Here is a 22125-nt window from a genome sequence, read left to right on the forward strand (position 1 = left end):
CAGGGCTCACCGGCCGACCCGGTGGCTCATGCCGATGCGGGCCGTCAGCAGGGCGATGTCGTCGTCGGCGGACGCCGGGACGAGGTGGGCGATCAGCGAGTCGCACAGGTGGTCGAGAGGCTGGAGGGGCTCCGTGAGGAGGCCGGTCAGCTCGCCCAGACGCTCGTCGATGTCCCGGTCGCGGGCCTCGATCAGCCCGTCGGTGTACAGGACGAGCAGACTGCCCTGCGGGAGGATGATGTCGGTGGTGGTGAAGGTGACCCCGCCGACCCCCAGCGGCGCACCGGGCGGCGTCTTCACCAGGTAGACGGTGCCGTCGGGCTCGGCGACGGCCGGCGGCGGGTGGCCGGCGCGCGTGACCGTGCAGTGGCCGGTCGCCGGGTCGCACACCACGTACAGGAACGTGGCGAGCATCGGCTCCGCGAGGTCCGCGAGGGCCGCCTCCAGCTGGTGGAGCAGCGCGGTCGGCGGCATGTCGAGCCGTGCGAGGGCACGGACGGTCGCGGACAGGCGCCCCATCACCGCGGCGGCGGCGATGCCGTGCCCCATCACGTCGCCCATGAGCAGGCCGGCCCTGCCTCCGGTCAGGGGGACGACGTCGTACCAGTCCCCGCCGACCTCGTTGACGTCGCTGGCCGGCAGGTACCGGTGGGCGATCTCGATACCCGGCGGCGGGGTGACGTGCTGCGGCAGCATGCTGCGCTGCAGTACGACCGCGGTCTCGTGCTCGTGATGGTAGAGGCGGGCGTTGTCGATGCTGATGGCGGCCCGCGCGGCGAGCTCGCCGGCGAGGGTGACGTCGTCGGAGCCGAACGGCTCGCAGGGCCGGGTGCGGAAGAACGAGGCCACCCCGAGGACGAGACCCCGCGCGATGAGCGGGACCATCATGAACGAGTGCACGCCCGCCTCGACGAGCTGCGCGGGCCTGGGGGTGTACCGGGCGGCCGAGGCCACCGTCGTGGCGTCGAGCTGGGCGACCAGGTAGGGCTGGCGGGCCGCGAGGGCCTGGGTGTACGGGGCGGTCGCGGGGAAGGTGAGGGTCCTGCCCAGCGGCGCGAGGATCTGGGTGACCGGGGTGCCGGCCAGCGGGGCCTTGCCCAGACGGCGCAGCGCGACGCCCCCGGTCAGCCCCATGCCCGGTTCGTCGCCGCACGCGAGCGAGTCCAGGACGTCGACGGTGACGGCACTGGCGAGGTGCGGGACGGCCAGGTCGGCCAGCTCCTGCGCGGTGCGTTCGAGGTCGAGGCTGGCGCCGATGCGGGAGCTGGCCTCCGTGAGCAGCGCGAGCCTGCGCCGCCCCGCCTCGGCCTCGGTGTGGTCGCGCTGCTGCGTGGTGATGTCGAGCAGGGAGGCGATCACGCCGATCGGCTGCCCGCCGGGGTCCTCGGCCCGTACGTACGAGCACGCCCACACGTGGTCGTGGTCCGGGTCGGCGGGGGTCCGGCCGGTGCGCAGTCGGTTGAGGACCGGTTCGCCGGTCTCCAGCACCTGGCGCATGGCCTCTTCCATCTCGCCCGCGTTGACCTCCGGCAGCACCTCGGCCAGGCGCCGGCCCACATGCGCCGACTCCGACAGACCGTTCATCGCCTCAAGAGCCGGATTGACCTGCAGGAACCGCAGCTGTGTGTCGAGTACGGCGATCCCCACGGGAGAGCGGGCGAACAGGCCGTCCCAGACCGCCGAGGCCCCGCGGATCCGGCGCGCCGCGTGCGCGTCCGCCGCGAACACCAGCACCGCCGAGGCGCCGTGCCGCCGATCCGGTACGGGGCAGGCCCAGATCTCCAGCTCCATCGGATGGCCGCTGCGGTGCCAGGCGGTGACCGTACCCATCACCCCGCGACCGGTGGCGGCCGTCTCCCACAGGGAACGGCCCAGACTGCGGTCCGCGCCGGGGTGGAGGAGATCGGCGATGTGCCGTCCGATGACCTGGGGCGGGTCGTAGCCCAGCAGCTCCTGCGCGCCGTGGTTCCACCGCACGATCATGCCGTCGCCGCTCGTGGCCACGAGGGCCACCGGCAGGGCGCCCAGCCACCCGCCGGCGTCCTGGGCGGCGCTGCTGATCAGGTCGTACTGCGGCATCTCCTCATGCATCCCGCACCCGCTCCTTCCGGGCGGACCCGGCCTTGCCACACGGCAGCCCGGGATCGCGGCGCAGCTCGCGCCGGCCGCTCGCCGAGTGCGGTCCGCGGCTGCGTCTGTTCCCCTTCATCACCTTCATCCTCGCTCCGGGGGGCGGGCGGCGCCCCCCGGCCGTAGCACCCGGGTGCGGCGTCCACCCGTGGGCGGGAGCGGTCCGTACCGGCCGGGTTCATCCGGTCGGCCGAGCACAGCAAGCCACCCGCGCCACGCCGGGCCACGCTGTGGGCAAGGACCGCCACCACCGCACAGACGAGGACCGCACCATGTCCCACAGGCGACGTATCGGCATCATCGCGGGGGCCGCAGCGCTGCTGCTCAGCGCCACCGCTTGCTCGGGTCTGGGTCGGACCACCGTCGGCCAGCTCAGCTTCCGCGGCCACGACTCGCCGGTCGAGATCAACTACAACAACACCCTCGTCACGGGCTGCCACCGGATCGCCATCCCCGACGGGGCCACCCACGTCGAGAACAACACCCTCGTCGACGTCATCCTGTACCAGAACCACGACTGCAAGGAGACCGACGAGCCGAACAACGGGATCTACGTGGCGACGACTCTCTCGGACGTGACGGCCCCCAGGACCCGGCCCTGGCGGAGCTTCAGCGTCGTCCACTGACGCCGGTGGGCCGTCGACCGGCGTCGCCTCCCGGGGCGACGGGGCACAGGGCCCGGTCAGAGGCCGGCGGCGGCGCGCCGGATCGAGTCCAGCGCGCGCCTCACGTCGTCGTCGTTCGTCGACCAGTTGCTCACGGAGATGCGCATGACGCGACGGCCGTGCCAGGTGGAGCCGCTGATCCACGTCGTGCCGTCCTCAAGCAGCCGGGTGAGTACCCGGTCGGTGCGCTCGTCGTCGCCGAAATCGGCGCACACCTGCGTGAACACCACCTCGTTGAGCACCCGGGCGCCGTCGATCGCGGCGATGCCGTCGGCGAACGCGCAGGCGTGCCGGCACAGCCGGTCGACGAGTTCGGCGACCCCCGAGCGGCCGAGCGACCTCAGCGCCGCCCACACCGTGAACGCCCTCCCGCGGCGGGACAGCTCGGGGACCGTGTCGACCGGGTCGCCGTGTTCGTGCTGGATGAGGTAGTCGCCGCGCAGGCCCATCGCGGCCCGCAGCGCGGACGGGTCACGCACGACGGCGAGACCGCAGTCGTAGGGGACGTTCAGGGTCTTGTGCGCGTCCGTCGCCCACGAATCGGCGTACGCGCAGCCCTCGGCCAGGTGCGCGTGGCGCGGCGAGGCGGCCGCCCACAGCCCGAAGGCCCCGTCCACGTGCACCCAGGCGTCCACCTCGCGGGCGGCGCGCACGGTCTCGGTGAAGGGGTCGAAGGCGCCGGAGTGGATGTCTCCGGCCTGGAGGACCACGATGGCGGGGCCGGGTCCGCCCGCCGCCAGAACACGCCGCAGGGCGTCCGGATCCATGCGCCCCTGGCCGTCGGCCGCCACCAGGGCGGGGGCGCCGAGCCCCAGGTAACGCAGCGCCAGGTCCACGGCCATGTGCCGGTCCTCGCCGGCGACGGCCCGTACGCGCGGGCCTCCGACGAGCCCGTCATGGGCGACACTCCAGCCGGAGCGCCGCAGCACCTCGTCGCGCGCGGCGGCGAGGCAGGTGAAGTTCGCCATCGTGGCACCGGTGGTGAAGCCGACGCCGCTGTCGTCCGGCAGAGCCAGCAGATCGAGCAACCACGCGCCGGCGACCTCTTCCACCGCCGCGTACGCGGGTGAGGCGGCCCGCATCACGGAGTTCTGGTCCCAGGCGCTGACCAGCCAGTCCGCGGCGAGTGCGGCAGGCTCCGTACCACCGACCACGAACCCGAAGAACCGGCCGCTCGGGAACGCGGTCAGTCCCGGCTCGCAGGCCGTGGCGAGCAGGTCGACGACATCGGCCGGTGTGCCGGGGGCGTCGGGCAGTTCGGTGCCGAGCGCGCGCACGATCTCGTCGACCGAAGCGCGTGCGGGAATCCGCCGCTCGGACAGGCTCGCCAGCCACCGGACGGCATGCTCGTGCGCCCGCCGGAGCGCGGCCTCGCGCGCGTCCATACTTCGGACTATGGGACAGCCGCCGACGCCCCGCAAGCCGCGGCTCGTACGCGTGTTCCCTCTCGGCGGGCCGTCCGGGTCCGGGCGGTCGTGCCGCGCCGGTCAGTGCGGGACGGCGGTGTGGCCGAGGCCGCCCAGGGCGGCGGCCCAGGGGAAGGGGCCCGCGTCGGCGGAGGTGTTGTCGTGCTGGAGGAGCTGGACCCCGGCGTTGCGCAGGGTGGCGAGGGAGATGTCGTACTGGGGGTGTGTGGCGAGGGCGCCGTTGGTGCAGGAAATGGCGGTGATGGGGGTGCCGTTGCCGAGCGCTTCGGCGGCGAGGCCGATCGTCAGCCGGTCGGTGAGGCCGAGGGCCCAGGCGTTGACGGTGTTGAAGGTGGCGGGGGCGTAGAGGAGCGCGTCGGCGGCCGGCCACTGCTCCGGTTCGCCGGGCAGCCGGTACTGCCAGAGGACCGGGTGGCCGGTGAGCGCGGCGAGTCCGTCGAGGCTCTCCGCGAGCCAGTGTGCGGCGGTGGGGGTGAGCCCGAGGCAGACGTTCCAGCCGCGGGCCTGGGCGTCTTCGATGACGTGGGCGACGTCGAACACGGGTGGGGCGGCGGAGCAGAGCAGATAGAGGGTCTTCGTGGTCATGCGGCATTATGATCATATCGCTTGACCTCAAGTGTGGTTGAGGGAGCAGGATCGAGCCCATGGACACCGGACCGGCGGCCGGAGCCTGGCGGGCGCGGCCGCTGACCGCCCGCCGGCACCCCGGTGGCGAAGGACCCGAGCAGGCCTGATCCGGCCAGTGCCCTCGCGCATGGGACGCTCGGTCGCCCTCGTACGTCGCCGTGTCCCCTGTGTCCGGTGATGGTGCCCCTGTCGCCGCGCCACCGCCGGTGGGGGACAGTGGAGCTGTGGTCGATGTCGACGCGGTGGCAGCCGAGCTGTACGGGCTCAGGCCGGAGGAGTTCACGGCCGCCCGGGACGCTCACGCGGCCACCGCGCGCAAGGCGGGGCAGCGGGCCGAGGCGAAACGCATCGCCGCCCTCCGCAAGCCCACGCTCGCGGTGTGGGCCGCGAACCGGCTTGCCCGCGCGGAGGTGGACCAGGCCCAGCACCTGCTGGAACTCGCCCGGGGGCTGCGCGAGGCGCATCGGACGCTGTCGGGGGAGGACCTGCGCAAGCTGTCCCACCAGCAGCACGTGGTCATCGCGGCGATGGCCGGCGAGGCCCGTCGGCTGGCCGGCGAAGCGGGGCAGGACCTTTCCGCCGGGGTGCAGCGGGAGGTCGAGCAGATCCTGCGCAGCATCCTCGCCGATCCCGCGGCGGCCGACACCTGGGCCCGCGGTGTACTGCAGAAGGCGCCGCCCCCGGTTGTCGGCTTCGCCGAGGTGGCACCCGCACCGGGTACGGCGCCGCGACCGCAGCGACCCGAGCCCGAGCGCGAGCCGGAGCCGGAGCCCGACACGCGGGAGGCCGCGCGGGCGAGCCGGGAGGCCGAGCTGGCCGAGGAGGCCCTGGCGCTGGCGGAGACGAAGTGGGAACAGGCCCGTACCGCCCTGGGCGCGCTCGACGAGCAGATCGCACAGCTGGAGGAGCGGCTTGAGCATGCCCGAGCGGAGCGCGAGCGCCTCGCGGCCGCCGCCGAACACACCCACCAGGAGGCCCTACGGGCCGCGAAGAGGGCCCGGTCAGCGGCCCGGAAACCCCGGCGCCGCTGACCGGATGACGCCTCAGCGCAGGTGTACGGCCAGTTGCGAGTGCGAGTGCGAGTGCGAGTGCGAGTGCGAGCGAGGGCGAGTGCCGGACCCCACCGGGCAGGCGGGGCAACTCGATACAGACCCTAAGGTCGTAGGCATGATCATGAAGACCGAGTTCAGTGACACGTTCCTGCTGGAGGCCGAACGGCATGCGGCCTGGGGCGCCGCACAACTGGAGGCCCTCACCGAGTTCATGCCGGCGGGACCCTGGACGGCGGACCTGGAGGCGTGTCGGTACCGGCAGGGCGATCTGGAGCTCCGGGTCGCCGTGTTGGGCACGTACGACCTCCGGGAGCGGTCCTGGATGTGGGGCTGGGCCAATCCGGGGCTGCGCGGCAGCGAGGTCGTCGCCCTGACCGGCGCGATCGAGCGCTACGGACGGGCCCACGGGATCGCCGAGTTCACCGAGGAGGTCCTGGACCTGTCCGGCTTCGAGGACCCCCGCCGGGCCGCGGAGATGCTGGCCTTCGCGGGCATGGGCGTGGCCGAGGCGCCCGGGTACCTGGGCCTGCCGGCGGGGCCGGACAGCCAGGTCTACTTCCTGCCGGACGATCCGCAGGTCCCGCGGGCCGGCCTCGACGCGGTGTCGCTGCCGCGCCAACTCGTGACCGGCGCCGGCCTGATCGGCCGTTCGGCGCGGCGGGTGGTGACGGGATACCTGGAGCACCACGGCCTGCCCTCCCGGGAGGACGGCAACCTGATCCGGGCCGACCTTCCCGGCGGCAGTGCGGCGGAGGTCGAGTTCGACGGCGCGGGCCGCATCGCCGCCGTACGCCTGACCGCGCTCTGACCGACGGCCCGGACACGAACGAGGCCGTGTCCGGGCCCCGGTACCCGCTTTCCGGACCGTGCCGACCCGCCTGCGTGCCTCGCCGCCCGCCGCCGCGAGGCACGCCATCCCGTCCGGTCCGGCCAAGTTGCGTACGGCGTGCCTGTCGGTGGCCCCTCCTGGCCGGGCCGCCGGCCCGCCGCCCCACCTGCGTCGCGACGTATCCCGGCACGGCTCCGCGGGCACGGCACGCCAGGGTCCGCTGCGGCGGCTGGGGCCGACGTGGTCGCCGCTCGCCCCACCGAACCGGGCCTTTCCGGCCCATCGCGGGCGTCGCCGCCGGACCGGGAGGTAGGCCGCCGGCCGTCATGGCGGCAGACGTGCCGCCGAAGCGGAATCCGGCCAGCTGACGAGTGCGCGCACCGCCGCGAGGCGGTTGTCCATATCCCGTCCTGTCGCCGCACTCGGCCGCATGGTGGCATGACCATGCCGGAATTCGATCGGTGGCCCCCGATGAACGGAGAAACAAAAATGATGCTCCGCAGGCTGACCGTCGGCGCGGCGGTGGTGGCGTTGTCCACCCTGGCGATGCCGGCACAGGCCCACAACACCACGTATCCACCCGGAAGAATCACAGTCGACGTCGTCGGCGTGAACGGTTCGGGATGTCCCCAGGGAACGGCGAGCGTCGCCGCCGCCTCCGACAACACCTCCTTCACGGTGACGTACAGCGACTACATGGCCCAGACCGGCGCCGGCTCCGGCGGCACCGATTTCCGCAAGAACTGCCAGCTCGCCCTCCAGATCCACGTGCCGCACGGCTTCACGTACGCCATCGCCCGGGCGGACTACCGCGGCTTCGCCCACCTCCAGCGCGGGGCCTACGGCCAGGAGCGCGCCAACTACTACTTCCAGGGCATGGCCCAGACGACCCGCCGGACCCACCAGTTCAACGGCCCCTACTCCGACAACTGGCAGGCGAGTGACCAGACGGAGTACACCGACCTGGTCTGGGCGCCGTGCGGCGAGCAGCGCAACCTCAACGTCAACAGCGAACTGCGCGTGTACGCCGGAACATCGAGCCCGCAGGCCCTGAGCTTCATGAGCATGGACTCCACGGACGGCAGCGTCAGCACGGTCTACCACTTCGCGTGGAAGGAATGTCCCGCGGTCTGACAGGGCGCGATCCTCGGAACCAGCCCATCACGGTCAGGAGTGACAACGATGTCCCACCCCCTGCCCCGCACTCTGTTCACCGGTGCCGCGGCCGCGGCACTGATCGCCACGGCGACCCCGGCCGGAGCCGCCGGCCCCACCCCGCCGATCACCGCACCGCCCGACAAGATCGTCATCGAACTCGCCACGGTGAACGGGTCCGGATGTCGGGAGGGCACCGCGGAGGTGGCCGTCGCACCCGACAACACGGCCTTCACCGTCACCTACAGCGACTATCTGGCCCAGGTCGGGCCCGGCGCGCCCCCGACCGGATTCCGCAAGAACTGCCAGCTCAATCTGCGGGTCCACGTTCCCTCGGGATTCACCTACGCCATTGTCCAGGCGGACTACCGGGGATTCGCATTCCTCCAGCCCGGCGCATGGGGCCAGGAGAGGGCGAACTACTACTTCCAGGGAATGCCGCAGACCACCCAGCGCACCCACCAGTTCAACGGACCGCTCAACGACAACTGGCAGGCGACCGACAGGACGGAGTACGCGGATCTCGTCTGGGCACCGTGCGGTGAGAAACGCAATTTCAACATCAACACCGAACTGCGCGTCAACGCGGGCACGTCCAACCCGCAGTCGGCCACCAGCTTCATGACGATGGACTCCACCGACGCGAGCGTGAGCACGCTCTACCACCTCGCCTGGCAGGCCTGCCCGGCCCCCCGGCCCCGTCCCAGCTAGTGCCGCGCGCGGCACTGGTGCTGTGACCGCCCAGGTTCACCGGGTCACGGCGCCCGGCACGGCGCCTCGCCGCGTGGGAGGGCGCGGTGGTACGGGCAAACCCTGGGCCGGCCCGTACCGTACCCCCGTGCACGGGCCGGCCACGAGCCCAAGAGCACCGGACAGGTGGGCGGCCTGCGCCGCACCGGTGATCGGCTGGTGCTTCGACCCGGTGAACTTGAGCGGTCACGGCGCTAGGTTGGCGTCATGTCCGAGCTGCGAACCGAACGCCTTGTCCTGCGCGGGTGGCGGGAGTCCGACCTGCGGCCCTGGGCGGCGATGAACGCCGACCCGGCGGTCCGCGAACACTTCGACGGCGTACTCACCCGTGAGCAGAGCGAGGCGTCCGCGGCCCGCTTCCAGGCCGCCATCGAGCAGCGGGGCTGGGGCTGGTGGGCCGTCGAGGTGCTGGACACCGGCGAGTTCATCGGTTTCACGGGACTGGACCCGGTGGACGGGTACATGCCGTTCACCGGGGTGGAGGCCGGCTGGCGGCTGGCCCGCTCGGCCTGGGGACACGGCTTCGCCACGGAGGCCGCCCGCGCCGTCGTGGCCTTCGGATTCGACACCCTCGCGCTGCCCGAGATACTCGCGGTGACCACGGCCACCAATCTCCGGTCCCGGGCGGTGATGCGCCGCATCGGGATGACCCGTGACCCGGCCGACGACTTCGACGACCCGACCGCGCCCGACGGGCCGCTGCGCCCGAGCGTGGTGTACCGGCTCCCGGCAGAGGGCCGCCACCCCGCCGGGAGGTGACCGGCGGTTAGGGTCTGTATCGAGTTGCCCCGCGGCGTCGCGACGCCCGGCACGCACCCTCGGCGCACGAGCCACATGTCCTAGTAGTTCCGCTACGAGGACATTCGTCCCGCACGCCGAGGGCACGCACCGAACGCCGCTCCTTGCTCCACGGGGCAACTCGATACAGACCCTAGGCGTCAGCGGGAGCCGGAGCCTGCCGCGCCGTTGCGCCAGACCGTCATGTCCAGGGTGAGGTAGGTGCTCGGGGAGTCCTCGGACGACATGCCGCGCACCGTGACGAGGGCGAGGTGACCGGTGCCGGTGGTCACGCAGATCTGCCGGCCCGGGCCGAGCTTGTTCACGTACACGTTCTCCGTGAAGCGGGTCTCCGCGCGGCAGGTGGCGAGCGAGCCCTCCTGACCCGGATCGAGGAGGACCATGCTGCCGCCCTGGCTCTCGGTGTCGAGGTAGCCGCCGGTGTCGTACGACAGCTCGTAGCCGCCGTCCTCGCCCTTCTGCGGGCGCAGCGGTTCCTCGCCCAGGGTGAGGTGGTACCCGGCGGTCAGGTCGACGCTCTTGTAGTCGGCGGGCGTCGGGTCGGGGCGGCTGTCGCCGGTCGCCGGCTTCGAGCCGTCGCCCTTGGTGCCGTCGCTGCCCGGGCCCCCCTTGGCCGTGCCGCCGCCGACCGTGCCGGCGGAAGCGGCGGAAGCGGCGCCGGAATCCTTTCCCTTGTCCTTCACCAGCCCGTACACGGCCGCGCCGCCGACGACCGCGAGCGCCAGGGCGGCGGCCACCACGGCCGGGCCCCGCTTGCCGCTCTGCGGCCCGGGTGCGGGCTGCGGTGGGAACGGCAGCGGCGGATAGCCCGGGATCTGGTGGGATTGCGGGTGGGGCAGCGGCTGGACGGGCTGGGGCTGGGGCCCGCCGAACTGCGTGGGCGCGTAGGGGCTCACCGGCGGGTAGGCCTGGTGCGCTGCCGGCTGGGTCTGCGGTCCGGTCGCCGGGGGAGCCGGCGGACGTGCCGTGGACGGAGCCGTCGGTGCGGACGCCGCTCCGCCGGGAGCCGTGGCCATCGCCGTCGGCGGGTGCGCCGGAGGCGGCGGCGTGAGATCCGGAGCGGGCGCGGCGGACCGCGCGGTGATCTCCGCGGTGACCGCCGCAGGCAGCCAGTCGTCGGGCCGCCGCAGCGTGGTGGCGTCGTTCGCGGTCTGGCACAGCGCGATGACCTCGGCGACGGACGGGCGGTCCGCCGGGTCCTTGGCGAGGCAGCGGGTGACGAGCTCGGACAGCCGCGGCGGTACGCCCGACAGTTCGGGCTCCTCGTGCACGATGCGGTAGAGCACGCCGTGTGAGGGTCCCTCGCCGAACGGGGGCGCGCCGACGGCGGCGTACGCCGCGACCTGGCCGAGCGCGAAGACATCGGTGGCCGGACCGACGCCCCGCCCGGCGGCCTGCTCCGGCGCCATGAACGCGGGCGTGCCGACGAACACTCCGCTGCCGGTCAGAGAGGTCGCGTCGGCGGCGTGGGCGATGCCGAAGTCGATGACGCGCGGGCCGTCGGCGGCGAGCAGGACGTTCGACGGCTTCAGGTCGCGGTGCACGATGCCCGCGCCGTGGATCACCTGGAGGGCTTCCGCGATCCCGGCGACGAGCAGCAGCACGGTCTCGACGGGCAGCGGCCCGTGCGCGGACACGGCGGCGGCGAGCGAGGGCCCGGGCACGTACGCGGTGGCCAGCCAGGGGCGCGGGCCGTCGGTGTCGGCATCGATGACGGGCGCGGTGTACAGGCCCTGGACGCGCTGCGCGGAACGGGTCTCCTGCGCGAACCTGCGCCGGAACTCGGGGTCCTCGGCGAACTCGGGCCGGATCACCTTGATGGCGACGGGCCGGCCCCCGGGCGTGTGGGAGAGGTACACCTTGCCCATGCCGCCCGCGCCGAGCCGTGCGCCGAGTCGGTAACCGGCCACGGTGGTGGGGTCGTCGGGACCGAGGGGCTCGAAATGCGCGGCCGCTCGGCCGCTGCCGCTCCGCATCCCGCCGTCGCCGTCCGGCTGCTGACCGTCCATCACCCTGCCGCTCCCCAGTGCCGCCCGTCCGGTGCGCACCGCACCCTATCCGAGTCGGCGGACAGCGGTGTACCCGCGCACGCGGCAGCCGGCGGCGCGACCCGGACCCCCGCGACAGCCGACGCCTCCAGGGCGGCTGACCTGCACGGAGACAACGGCGCCGGGGCCGGGGCCGGGTACGGCCGCCGTCCGGGGGCGGGTTACCGTATCCCTTCAATCGAGGGGGAACAGAGATGTCGCACAACACGGGGTGGGCACAGCACCAGGGACAGCCCATGCCACAGTGGGGAGGCGGCTGGGTGCCGCCGTCGGCGCCGAAACCGGGCGTCATATCCCTCCAACCGCTCAGCGTGGGCGACATACTCGGCGGTGCCTTCTCGGCCTTCCGCCGGAACTGGAAGGCCTTGGTCGGCATCATCCTCGCCGTGCAGGGCATCGGGATCCTGCTCGTGGGCCTCGCGATCGGCATCGCCGTCGCGGTCGTGCACGATCGCTTCTCCGCCGTCTTCGACCTCGGCCCGGGGGAGACCGCCGCCGACGAGGACGTGATGGCCCTGCTCCTGGCCTTCGTACCGGCCGGAGTGCTCCTCATGGTCACGCTGACGGTCGGCGCGGCGATGATCAGTGCGCTGGGTCCGGCCGTGATCCAGGAGGCCGTCCTCGGCCGCACCGCGACGTTCGGCGCGATGTGGCGCCGCTGCTGGTCCCGGCTCCCGGCGGTGCTCGGCACGGTGGTGCTCGCCGGGCTGATCGCGGGCGCGCCGATGCTGCTCGTCTACGCGGTCTGCGTGCCGCTGGTCATCATGTCCGCCGATGGATCCGGGCCGCCGGCCGCGCTGTTCGTGTTGGTTGTGGGTGTCCTGGTCTGCCTGCCCTTCTCGATCTGGCTCATGACCCGGCTCAGCCTCGCGCCCGCCGTCGCGGTATGCGAGGGACTCGGCACCGTCGCGGCCCTGCGGCGCTCCGCGCAGCTGGTCAAGGACGGCTGGTGGCGGGTGTTCGGCATCTCCATGCTGGGCTCTCTCGTGGCGATGGCCGTGGGCTACGCCATCCAGATGCCGTTCAGCATGGTCGGCATGGCGGCGTTCCTGCCGATCATGCTGGAGGCGGGCGACTCGGGCGGGGACCCGAGCGTGGCGATCGCCGGACTCGTCGTGTACCTGATCTGCATCGTGATCGGCACCCTGGCCAGCGGGCTCTTCCAGTTCGGCTTCCCGCCGCTGGTCCTGGGCCTGCTCTACGTCGACCTGCGGATCCGCAAGGAGAACCTCGCGGAATCCCTGATCGCAGCGGCGAGCCCGGCCGGCCCCCAGACTCCGGCCGGCCCCCAGACTCCGGCCGGCCCCCAGACTCCGGCCGGCCCCCAGACCCCGGGCGGCCCCCAGACCCCGGCCGACACCCAGACCCCGCCTCCGGCGGCGGCTCCGGCGCCCGACCAGCCATGACACCGCCTGCTCCGCACGGAGGATGACCGCTCGACCGTCGCTCTCCACCCGGGCGGGCGGGGCCTGACGGCGTACACCGGCCCCACGTCGGCCGGGACCGGGCGGCCGGTTCCGGTCCGGCGGGCGGTGCGCCACGCGCGCACGGCCGATCGAGGGGACAATTGCCCCATGGCTGAGACAGGGCTGTCACCGGACGGCGCCGGCTCTCCGGGCGAGGGGCGCTACGGCGAGCGGGTCTTCCGGCCGGACCAGGGAGGCGAGGGCGACCGGATCGACCTCGGCGCCCTCACGTACGACGACACGACCATGGCCCGGCTCCGCACGCTCGGGGCGGGTCCCGGCTGGACCTGCCTGGACGTGGGAGCGGGAACGGGCACGGTGGCCCGCCGCCTGCTGGAGGAAGCGGGCGTCGCCGAGGTCCTCGCCGTGGACCGCGACATCCGCTTCCTCGCCGCGCACCCCGTGAGCGGACTGACCGTGCTCCAGGCGGACGTCACCGCCGACGACTTCGCCCCGGGGCCCTTCCGGCTGGTCCACGCCCGGTTCGTGCTCATGCACCTGCCCTCTCCACAGCGCATGGTCGCCAGGCTGAGCCGGCTCCTCGCCCCCGGCGGCGTACTCGTCGTCAGCGACGCGGTCGACCTGACCACCGCCTCCGCGCCCGACACGCCGTACACCCGGGCCATGCGGGCCATGTGGCAGGGGCTGCGCGACGGCATCGGCACGGACGTCTCGCAAGTGCCCCGGCACCCGGAGCTGTTGAGGGAGGCCGGTCTGGTATCCGTGGCGGCCGAGATCCACGTACCGCCCCTCCAGCCGGGCAGCCCGATCAGCCGGTTCTGGGTCGACACCTGGGAGCGTGCCCGCGAGGCCATGGTGGGCACCGGCCTCGTCGACGACGGACAGCTCGACGAGGCCGTGCGCCACCTCGATTCCCCGGCCTGCACGGGCCTGTCACCGGGCATGCTCACGGCCTGGGGCTGGAAGCCCGTGCCCGAAGGGTCGTGAAGTGCGGCGCGCTCCCCGCCGCTCCCCGCCGATCCCGGCAACGGAGCGCGCAGCAGTACGAGACGGCCGCGCCGCCGCCCGGCGCGTCCGGCCGGCCCGCGGCGCGTGAATCCTCGGGCAGGATACGCACGTGCAGACGACGACGGATCTGGTGGCGAGGGCGGCAGCGCTGGCCGGGCAGGGCGGCCGACGGATCCTCGGCCTGGCCGGACCGCCGGGCGCAGGGAAGTCGACCCTCGCCGCCCGGCTGGCCGAAGCGCTCGGTCCGCAAGCGGCCGTGGTGGTCCCGATGGACGGATTCCACCTCGCCCAGGCCGAGTTGCACCGGCTGGGACGGGCCGACCGCAAGGGCGCACCGGACACCTTCGACGCAGCCGGTTACGTATCGCTGCTGCTCCGCCTGCGCGCGTCCGACGGCGCCACGGTCTACGCGCCCGCCTTCGACCGCTCCGTCGAGGAGCCGATCGCCGGCAGCATCCCCGTCCCCCCGGACGTACCGCTGGTGATCACCGAGGGGAACTACCTGCTGCACGACGCGGGGGACTGGTCCGCTGTGCGGCCACTGCTCGACGAGACCTGGTACTGCGCTCCGGACGAGGACACGCGGGTCCGCCGCCTGGTCGAGCGGCACGTGCGGTACGGCAAGGAGCCGGCCGACGCGCGTGCGTGGGTGGCCCGTTCGGACGAGGCGAACGCCCGCCTCGTCGCCCGCGGCCGCCACCGCGGCGACCTCGTCGTCGACACCACCTGACGCCGGCCAGGGGGCTTTCACGGTGCGGGCGTGGCGGAATGAGGTTGTCCGAATCCACTGTTAGGGTGACGTGTGCCCGTCAAGGCGGGCGTATCTGATTCCAGACATTCCAACGGGGTTCACACGTGAAGTTTCGTCATGTCCGTGCAATAGCCGTCTTCGGCGTCGCCGTCGTCGCGCTGACGGGTGCCCGCGGCTCCAACGGCGCCAGCTGTGGTGGAAGCAGCCACTCCAGCTCAAGCTCCAGCAGCTCCGGCGGCAGCGACAGCACCAGCGGCACCAGCGGCAGCGACAGCACCAGCGGTACGAGCAGCAGCTCCGGCGGCACCACCACCGGCGGTACCGGCAGGGACAAGGCCGAGCGCGACATCAAGATCGACAGCTGCAAGCTGGACGGCGCCGGCAAGAACCTGGTCGCCCGGCTGACCGTCACCAACAGCGGTTCGCTCGACCAGACCTACAGCATCACCATGAAGTTCAACCCGGCCGCCGGCTCCAGCGCGGTCGCGGCCCAGGCCCGGGTCACCGGACTCAAGGTCAAGGCCGGTGCCTCCCAGCAGACCGAGGCCACCGCACCGTACACCGGCAAGGGCGACGGCAGCGAGTACAAGGAGTGCGTGGTCTCCACCGCGTCCAAGAGCTCCCTCTGACACACGGCTGAGGTCCCGGCCGACCGCCACGAGCGGCCGACCGGGACGTCCGCGTCAGGCGAGGTCGAACCGGTCGAGGTTCATGACCTTGTCCCAGGCCGCCACGAAGTCACGGACGAACTTCTCCCGCGCGTCCTTGGACGCGTACACCTCCGCGATGGCCCGGAGTTGGGAGTTCGAACCGAAGACGAGGTCGACGGCGGTGGCGGTCCACTTGGGCTCGCCCTTGACGCCGATGCTGCGGCCCTCGAACACGTTCTCGTCCGCGACCGACGCCTTCCACTCCGTCCCCATGTCCAGCAGGTTGACGAAGAAGTCGTTGGTCAGCGTCTCCGGCCGGTCGGTGAACACGCCGTGCGCGGACCCGCGGAAGCCGGTGTTCAGCGCCCGCATACCGCCGACCAGCACCGTCATCTCGGGCGCCGTCAGGTTCAGCATGCTGGCGCGGTCCAGCAGCAGGGTCTCCGGCGACAGCTTCTCTCCCGCCGGGAGGTAGTTGCGGAATCCGTCGGCCCTCGGTTCGAGCACGGCGAAGGACTCCACATCGGTCTGCTCCTGCGTGGCGTCCGTGCGCCCCGGCGCGAACGGGACCGTGATGTCGTGCCCGGCGTTCTTCGCGGCCTGCTCGATCGCCGCACACCCGCCCAGGACGATCAGGTCGGCCAGCGAAACCCTGGTCCCGCCGCCCTGCGAGCTGTTGAAGTCCCGCCGGATCCCCTCCAGGGTCTCGATCACCTCGGTCACCTCGGGCAGGTCGTTGACCTCCCAGTCCTTCTGCGGCGCGAGCCGGATCCGGGCGCCGTTGGCCCCGCCGCGCTTGTCGGTGCCGCGGAAGCTGGCCGCCGACGCCCAAGCCGTGGTGGCCAGTTGGGAGACCGTCAGCCCGGAGGCGAGGATCCGGCCCTTGAGGGCGGCGACATCGCCGGCCGAGACCAGCTCGTGGTCGACGGCGGGGACGGGGTCCTGCCACAGCTGCGGTTCGGGGATCCACGGGCCGAGGTACCGTGAGAGGGGGCCCATGTCACGGTGCAGCAGCTTGTACCAGGCCTTGGCGAACGCCTCGGCGAGCTTGTCCGGGTTCTCGTGGAAGCTCTTCGCGATCGGTGCGTAGATCGGGTCCAGTTTCAGCGCGAGGTCCGTCGTCAGCATCATCGGGGCGTGCCGCTTGGCGGGATCGTGCGCGTCCGGCACCGTGCCCTGCGCCGAGGCGTCCTTGGGAGTCCACTGCTGCGCCCCGGCCGGGCTCCTCGTCAGCTCCCAGTCGTACCCGAACAGGTTGTCCAGGTAGCCGTTGTCCCACTTCGTCGGCTCGGTCGTCCACGCGCCCTCGAGCCCGCTGGTGATCGTGTCGCCGCCCCGGCCGCTGCCGTACGAGTTGTGCCAGCCGAGGCCCTGCTGCTCCAGCGGCCCGGCCTCCGGTTCCGGACCGACGTACTCGGGGTCGACCGCGCCGTGGCACTTGCCGAAGGTGTGGCCGCCGATGATGAGCGCGGCCGTCTCCTCGTCGTTCATCGCCATGCGCCCGAACGTCTCGCGAATGTCCCTGGCGGCGGCGATCGGATCCGGATTGCTGTTGGGACCCTCGGGATTGACGTAGATCAGTCCCATCTGCACGGCGCCGAAAGGACCGGTGAGTTCCCGGTCGCCGCCGTAGCGCTCGTCGCCCAGCCAGGTGTCCTCCGGCCCCCAGAAGACCTCCTCCGGCTCCCAGATGTCCTCCCGTCCGAATCCGAATCCGAAAGTCTTGAACCCCATCGATTCCATTGCGCAGTTGCCCGCGAAAACCAGAAGGTCGGCCCAGGAGATCTTCCGTCCGTACTTCTGCTTGACCGGCCAGAGCAGACGGCGCGCCTTGTCCAGACTCGCGTTGTCCGGCCAGCTGTTGAGGGGGGCGAAGCGCTGCGCGCCGGAACCGCCCCCGCCACGGCCGTCGGCGATGCGGTAGGTGCCCGCGGAGTGCCAGCTCATCCGGATGAAGAGCGGCCCGTAGTGGCCGTAGTCGGCGGGCCACCACTCCTGCGAGGTCGTCATCACGTCGAAGACGTCCCGCTTCAGCGCGTCGACGTCCAGGGTCGCGAACTCTTCCGCGTAGTCGAAGTCCTCGCCCATCGGATTGGCCTGGGGCGAGTTCTGGTGGAGAACCTGGAGGTCCAACTGATTCGGCCACCAGTCCCGGTTCGTCCTGGGACGAGTGGGCGCGGGGGTCGGGGAGGGGATTGCTGGGTTCTCGCTTTCGCTGCCGGACACGTCCGTCCTTCTTCCTGTCTCGGTGCTTCCCACTGCTGGCTGCTCGCTCTTGACGGCGTCCGTATGGTCGCGCACCGCAGACCGCGCGGCGCAGAGAACACGCAGGGCTTCCCCGCCCAAGACGCATTCCCGGTTTCCGCCCGTGCGGGAAAGAGGGAGAACGGTGAAGATCGTGCGATCATCGTTATTCGCTCCGCCGTGATGGAAAGCCCCGCCGGCATCACCGCCGGGTAACCTGTAGCTCGCTTTTCGGGCCCGTCACAGGGTCCGTCGACATCCTTTGTCCCGCCGAGCCCGAACTGGTGAGCCGACATGAGTGACCTGCTGGAGCGGCTGCGGGGGCGTGGCTGGCGCATGACGTCCCAGCGGCGTGTCGTCGCCGAGGTCCTCGACGGCGAGCACGTGCACCTCACCGCCGACGAGGTGCACGCCCGTGCGGCCCTGCTGCTGCCCGAGATCTCCCGGGCCAGTGTCTACAACACCCTGGGCGAGCTGGTCACCCTCGGTGAGGTCGCGGAACTCTCCGCGCACGGGCGCGCCAAACGCTACGACCCCAACGCACACCAGCCGCACCAGCACCTGGTGTGCTCCGGCTGCGGCCTCATCCGCGACGTCCACCCGACCGGCGACCCGCTGACCGGCCTGCCGGCGCGGGAGCGCTTCGGCTTCGCGGTGTCGGACGTCGAGATCGTCTACCGAGGGCTGTGCCCCGCCTGCACGCCCGCTTCGCCGCACGCGTGAGAGCGGAGCGCCCGGCTACCACTCGGGGTGGACGTCGCGACTGTCGTAGCGGTCGCCCGCGGCGGTGATCCAGGGCCGGAAGCGGCCGGGCCCGGTGCTGTCGTGGGCGTAGCCGACCGGCTCGCGGGTGTCGTCGGTCACGATGACGGCCCCTGCCCGCTGAGCGCTGCGCAGAGCATGCGTCCAGTGGCGGCCGCGGTGGCCGGTGCGGTAGTCGGGGATCTTGCACTGGGACATCTCGCGTCTCGCCGCCTGGGTCTCGTCATCGGATCCGGACAGGGCGTATACCCCGTTCGGCCTGGTCCGAACGTGCGTGTCCGGGCGGGACGGCCGTCCCGTGGACCGGGCCCCCTCGTGTCGGCCGCGAGATGGCCCCAGAGTGGTCGTTCGCACCTCCTCCGCATCCGCCGGCACCACTCGCCCCATGGAGTTCCGCCGTGGCCACCACCTCCGATTCAGCCGGGACGACACCCGCCGCCGCCCCGCCCGCAGAACCGGGCGCCGTCCGGATCGAACGGGACGGCCCCGTCACCACTGTGATCCTCGACCGTCCGGAAGCCCGCAACGCGGTCGACGGCCCGACCGCGGCCCGGCTCGCCGACGCCTTCCGCGCCTTCGACGCGGACGAGGACGCGGCCGTCGCCGTCCTGTGGGGCGAGGGCGGTACGTTCTGCGCGGGCGCGGACCTCAAAGCCGTCGGGACCGACCGCGGCAACCGGGTGCGGGCCGGGGGCGACGGGCCCATGGGTCCCACACGGTTGGAGCTGGGCAAACCGGTGATCGCCGCGATCAGCGGGCACGCGGTGGCGGGCGGCCTCGAACTGGCCCTGTGGTGTGACCTGAGGGTCGCCGAGGAGGACGCGACCCTCGGTGTGTTCTGCCGTCGCTGGGGCGTGCCCCTGATCGACGGCGGCACGGTGCGGCTGCCCCGCCTGATCGGCGAGAGCCGCGCCATGGACCTCATCCTCACCGGCCGCCCCGTGACCGCCGCCGAGGCCCACGGGATGGGGCTCGTCAACCGCCTCGTACCGCCCGGGGAGGCCCGGCGGGCGGCGGAACGCCTCGCGCACGAGATCGCCGCATTCCCGCAGACATGCCTGCGCCACGACCGGCTCTCCGTACGGGCACAGCACGGTCTGGGTGAGCGGGACGCCCTGGCGGCCGAATACCGGCACGGCCTCGTTCCGCTCACCACCGGCGAGACCCGGGCCGGCGCCGACCGTTTCGCCGCCGGAGCGGGCCGCCACGGCTCCTTCACCGGCTGAGGACGCCTGCCGGCGTCCTTTACCGGGTGTCCGGGGCATCATGGCCGAGTGAACGTGTCCCCGGCCGCCGGCGGCGGAGCCGGCGTCCCCGGCTTCCTCGGGGCGGCCCCCACGCCCCGGACCGCCGTGGTATGGCTTCCGCCGGAGGGACTGTGGCCCGCCGTCCAGAGCATCCGGGCCGTGCACGACCCCCAGATCCGCCGTTGGCCCCCGCACGTGAACCTGCTCTTCGGCTTCGTCCCGGAGGCCGACTTCGCCCGGGCCGCGCCGCTGCTGGCGGCCGCGGCGGCCTGCGTCGAGCCGTTCGACATCCGGCTCAGCGGGGTGCGCGCCTTCCGGCACCGCGGCTACGCCACCGTGTGGCTCGACCCCGCCGCGGCCGGCCTCGCCCCGTGGACGGCGCTCCAGGAGTGCCTCGCGGAGCCCTTCCCGGCATGCCGCGGCCGGTTCCCGGCGTTCACCCCGCACCTCTCGCTCGGGCGTACCCGCGACCCCCGGCCCCTGGCCGTGGCCTGCGCGGCCCGCCTGGGCAGCACGGCGGCACGGGTCGACGAGGTCGTGTTGCTCTCTCGCCGCGGTGACGAGCCCATGCGCCCCCGTGCCGTGATCGGCCTGGGCACCGGCACCACCACATGGTCAGCGCGGTGACACCGGCCCCTCGCTCTCGTCCCCTGCCGAGGCCGCATGCGGCAGAGCGTCACGCAAGCGCTCCAGGAGCGCCCGCGCCGCAGGGCCGGCAGGACCGGTGGCCGGCCAGGCGAGGACGATACGGGCACGCAGGCCGGGCTCCACGATCCGCAAGGCGCGCAGCCCACCGCCGGGCTCGGGTCCCTCTTCCCCGAGGGGCATCACGGCCACGCCCAGGCCGCGGGCGGCGAGCTGCGCGAGGACCTGCGGGGACGCCGCCTCGAAGGCGACCCGGGGCCGGAACCCGACCCGGGCGCAGCCCCGTTCGAGTGCCGCTCGTACGCCGGTACCGCGCGGCAGGCAGATCAGCGGCCGGTCGCGCAGCTCGGCCAGGGCGACCGTGGTGCGGCCGGCGGGGCCGAGCAGCGGGCCACCGGATGTGACGGCGGCGCAGAGCGGCACATCGACGACCGTCCGGTGGGCGAGGCCGGGCGGGGGCTCTTCCCCCGTCGGCCCCAGGAGGGCGATGTCGATCTCGCCGGCCAGGAGCGCGGCCTGCATCCGCTCCGAGGTGTCCTCGGTCAGGGCGATCTCCAGGTCGGGATGGGCGCCGTGGAAGTCCGCGAGGAACGCGGCGACGTCGAAGGCGTGGCCGGTGGCCCCGGCGACCAGCCCGAGCGTGACCTTCCCGCGCAGCAGTCCGGTGTGCTCGTCGACGCTCTGCCGCACCGCGTCCGCGGCGGCCAGCGCCGCCCGCGCGTACGGCAGCACGGCCCGTCCCACCTCGGTAGGCGTCACCGACCGGCCGGACCGGTCGAGCAACGGCTGCCCGAGCTCCTTCTCCAACTGCCTGATCTGGGCGCTGAGTCCGGGCTGGGCCAGATGCAGTCGGGCGGCGGCGCGGGTGAAACCGCCCTCCTCGACGACGGCGACGAGATAGCGCAGCTGACGGAGTTCCATAAGCCCTGATTCTAGAGCGGAGCACATCAATCTATTGGAGATGTCGCGGAGTTGGCCGCAGGCTGGATCGCATGGCGAACACGACTTCTCCCAGGGTGCGGAAGGCCGAGGTCAGGGCATTGATCGCGGCGGAACGCCAGGAGCTGGCCGATCTCCTCGGCGGCCTGCGGCGCGACCAGTGGGACGAGCCCAGTCTCTGCGCGGGTTGGCGGGTCCGTGAGGTCGTGGCCCACATGTCGACGGGGTTCCGGCTCTCCCTGCCCGCGACCCTGGGCGAACTCGCCAGGGCGCGCGGGAACCTGCACCGCATGACCGACCGGGTCGCCCGCAGGGACGCGGCGGCTCATTCCACGGCCGAGCTCTCGGCGTTCCTGCGGGAGGGCGCCCACCACCCGTGGACGCCGCCGGTCGGCGGGTTCGCGGCGGCCCTCGGCCACGACGTAGTGCACGGACTGGACATCACGGTCGCCCTCGGCCTCGACCGGCGCGTCCCCGAGGACCGGCTGCGCGTCCTGCTCGCCGGGGTCCGGCCCAGCGGCCTGCGGTTCTTCGGGGTGGACCTCGGCGGGGTGAGGCTGTGCGCCGAGGACGTGGACTGGTCGTACGGCTCCGGATCGCCCGTCCGTGGCGCGGCCCAGGACCTGCTCCTGCTCGCCTTCGGGCGCAGGCTGCCGCCCGGCCGCCTCCACGGCGAAGCGGCCGCCCGCTTCAGCGCCGGTTGAGCGAGCGGTGCGTCTCCTCGGCGTGGCACCCTTCCGCTCCTGCGGCGGGTAGCAGTCCGGGGGGCGCCCCGGGCCCGGGTCTTCGCCCTGCCGGGCCGGTGTGCTGGGGCTCCGCCCCAGACCCCGCGCCTCAAACGCCGGCGGGGCTGGGGTGGTGCGGGCCGGTCGCGGTGCCGGGCAGGGGTGTCTCCTCGGCTCGGCGCCCTTCCGCTCCCGCGGCGGGTAGCAGTCCGAGGCGCGCCCCGGGCCGGTGTGCTGGGGCTCCGC

The 22125-nt window shown here is 73.0% G+C and carries 21 protein-coding genes; 14 read left to right on the forward strand and 7 right to left on the reverse strand.

Going from position 1 to position 22125, the window contains the following annotated elements; all coding sequences use genetic code 11:
* Window positions 1-6 precede the first annotated feature (6 nt).
* Window positions 7-2091: a SpoIIE family protein phosphatase gene (locus tag ACFWFZ_RS31635; protein ID WP_387126952.1), complete on the reverse strand. Its 2085-nt coding sequence runs from the start codon at window positions 2089-2091 to the stop codon at window positions 7-9.
* Window positions 2092-2402: 311 nt separating this feature from the next.
* On the opposite strand from ACFWFZ_RS31635, the gene ACFWFZ_RS31640 reads away from it, so the two are divergent.
* On the forward strand, window positions 2403-2756 hold the full coding sequence (locus ACFWFZ_RS31640) for a hypothetical protein (RefSeq protein WP_387126954.1): 354 nt from the start codon (window positions 2403-2405) through the stop codon (window positions 2754-2756).
* A gap of 56 nt (window positions 2757-2812) precedes the next feature.
* On the opposite strand, the gene ACFWFZ_RS31645 is transcribed toward ACFWFZ_RS31640, so the two are convergent.
* A complete protein-coding gene (locus tag ACFWFZ_RS31645) occupies window positions 2813-4180 on the reverse strand; it encodes a pyridoxal phosphate-dependent decarboxylase family protein (protein ID WP_387126956.1) in 1368 nt (455 codons plus the stop codon).
* A 102-nt stretch (window positions 4181-4282) separates the two neighbouring features.
* A complete protein-coding gene (locus tag ACFWFZ_RS31650) occupies window positions 4283-4807 on the reverse strand; it encodes a flavoprotein (protein WP_387126958.1) in 525 nt (174 codons plus the stop codon).
* A 266-nt stretch (window positions 4808-5073) separates the two neighbouring features.
* Here ACFWFZ_RS31650 and ACFWFZ_RS31655 point away from each other — a divergent pair, with 266 nt between their 5' ends.
* From ACFWFZ_RS31655 to ACFWFZ_RS31675, 5 genes are all read left to right on the forward strand, one after another.
* Window positions 5074-5880 (forward strand): hypothetical protein, encoded by an 807-nt coding sequence (locus ACFWFZ_RS31655; RefSeq protein ID WP_387126960.1) that lies wholly within the window; start codon window positions 5074-5076, stop codon window positions 5878-5880.
* 136 nt (window positions 5881-6016) lie between these two features.
* Window positions 6017-6709, forward strand: coding sequence for a DUF6882 domain-containing protein (locus ACFWFZ_RS31660; protein WP_387126962.1), 693 nt, complete (start codon window positions 6017-6019; stop codon window positions 6707-6709).
* Window positions 6710-7219: 510 nt separating this feature from the next.
* Complete coding sequence (locus ACFWFZ_RS31665; protein WP_387126994.1) at window positions 7220-7864, forward strand: DUF4360 domain-containing protein; 645 nt, start codon at window positions 7220-7222, stop codon at window positions 7862-7864.
* 48 nt (window positions 7865-7912) lie between these two features.
* On the forward strand, window positions 7913-8596 hold the full coding sequence (locus tag ACFWFZ_RS31670; protein WP_387126964.1) for a DUF4360 domain-containing protein: 684 nt from the start codon (window positions 7913-7915) through the stop codon (window positions 8594-8596).
* A gap of 246 nt (window positions 8597-8842) precedes the next feature.
* Window positions 8843-9394 carry a GNAT family N-acetyltransferase gene (locus ACFWFZ_RS31675; protein WP_387126967.1) on the forward strand — a complete coding sequence of 184 codons (552 nt, stop codon included), beginning with the start codon at window positions 8843-8845 and terminating at the stop codon, window positions 9392-9394.
* Between the two features lie 179 nt (window positions 9395-9573).
* Here ACFWFZ_RS31675 and ACFWFZ_RS31680 read toward each other — a convergent pair whose 3' ends face one another.
* Window positions 9574-11442: a protein kinase gene (locus ACFWFZ_RS31680; RefSeq protein ID WP_387126970.1), complete on the reverse strand. Its 1869-nt coding sequence runs from the start codon at window positions 11440-11442 to the stop codon at window positions 9574-9576.
* Between the two features lie 275 nt (window positions 11443-11717).
* Here ACFWFZ_RS31680 and ACFWFZ_RS31685 point away from each other — a divergent pair, with 275 nt between their 5' ends.
* From ACFWFZ_RS31685 to ACFWFZ_RS31700, 4 genes are all read left to right on the forward strand, one after another.
* Window positions 11718-12887 (forward strand): hypothetical protein, encoded by a 1170-nt coding sequence (locus ACFWFZ_RS31685; protein WP_387126972.1) that lies wholly within the window; start codon window positions 11718-11720, stop codon window positions 12885-12887.
* Window positions 12888-13055: 168 nt separating this feature from the next.
* Window positions 13056-13895, forward strand: a complete 840-nt coding sequence (locus ACFWFZ_RS31690; RefSeq protein ID WP_387126974.1) for a class I SAM-dependent methyltransferase — start codon at window positions 13056-13058, stop codon at window positions 13893-13895.
* Window positions 13896-14025: 130 nt separating this feature from the next.
* Window positions 14026-14646, forward strand: a complete 621-nt coding sequence (locus tag ACFWFZ_RS31695) for a nucleoside/nucleotide kinase family protein (RefSeq protein ID WP_387126976.1) — start codon at window positions 14026-14028, stop codon at window positions 14644-14646.
* A gap of 125 nt (window positions 14647-14771) precedes the next feature.
* Entirely contained in the window at window positions 14772-15296 is a 525-nt protein-coding gene (locus ACFWFZ_RS31700; protein ID WP_387126978.1) for a hypothetical protein, read from the forward strand.
* 54 nt (window positions 15297-15350) lie between these two features.
* Here ACFWFZ_RS31700 and katG read toward each other — a convergent pair whose 3' ends face one another.
* Window positions 15351-17543, reverse strand: a complete 2193-nt coding sequence (gene katG / locus ACFWFZ_RS31705) for a catalase/peroxidase HPI (RefSeq protein ID WP_387126980.1) — start codon at window positions 17541-17543, stop codon at window positions 15351-15353.
* 312 nt (window positions 17544-17855) lie between these two features.
* Here katG and ACFWFZ_RS31710 point away from each other — a divergent pair, with 312 nt between their 5' ends.
* The gene (locus tag ACFWFZ_RS31710; RefSeq protein ID WP_387126982.1) at window positions 17856-18284 is read left to right on the forward strand and encodes a Fur family transcriptional regulator; all 429 of its coding nucleotides are present in this window, start codon (window positions 17856-17858) and stop codon (window positions 18282-18284) included.
* A 15-nt stretch (window positions 18285-18299) separates the two neighbouring features.
* On the opposite strand, the gene ACFWFZ_RS31715 is transcribed toward ACFWFZ_RS31710, so the two are convergent.
* Window positions 18300-18521, reverse strand: a complete 222-nt coding sequence (locus ACFWFZ_RS31715; RefSeq protein ID WP_387126984.1) for a hypothetical protein — start codon at window positions 18519-18521, stop codon at window positions 18300-18302.
* 272 nt (window positions 18522-18793) lie between these two features.
* On the opposite strand from ACFWFZ_RS31715, the gene ACFWFZ_RS31720 reads away from it, so the two are divergent.
* A complete protein-coding gene (locus ACFWFZ_RS31720) occupies window positions 18794-19549 on the forward strand; it encodes a crotonase/enoyl-CoA hydratase family protein (protein ID WP_387126996.1) in 756 nt (251 codons plus the stop codon).
* Between the two features lie 48 nt (window positions 19550-19597).
* Entirely contained in the window at window positions 19598-20197 is a 600-nt protein-coding gene (locus ACFWFZ_RS31725; RefSeq protein ID WP_387126986.1) for a 2'-5' RNA ligase family protein, read from the forward strand.
* On the opposite strand, the gene ACFWFZ_RS31730 is transcribed toward ACFWFZ_RS31725, so the two are convergent.
* Entirely contained in the window at window positions 20186-21136 is a 951-nt protein-coding gene (locus tag ACFWFZ_RS31730; RefSeq protein ID WP_387126988.1) for a LysR family transcriptional regulator, read from the reverse strand. The two genes, ACFWFZ_RS31725 and ACFWFZ_RS31730, sit on opposite strands and share 12 nt — an antisense overlap.
* Window positions 21137-21207: 71 nt before the next feature.
* Here ACFWFZ_RS31730 and ACFWFZ_RS31735 point away from each other — a divergent pair, with 71 nt between their 5' ends.
* Window positions 21208-21858: a maleylpyruvate isomerase family mycothiol-dependent enzyme gene (locus ACFWFZ_RS31735; RefSeq protein ID WP_387126990.1), complete on the forward strand. Its 651-nt coding sequence runs from the start codon at window positions 21208-21210 to the stop codon at window positions 21856-21858.
* The last annotated feature ends 267 nt before the right edge of the window (window positions 21859-22125 follow it).

The organism is Streptomyces sp. NPDC060232 (genome assembly GCF_042726555.1).
Taxonomy (GTDB): domain Bacteria; phylum Actinomycetota; class Actinomycetes; order Streptomycetales; family Streptomycetaceae; genus Streptomyces.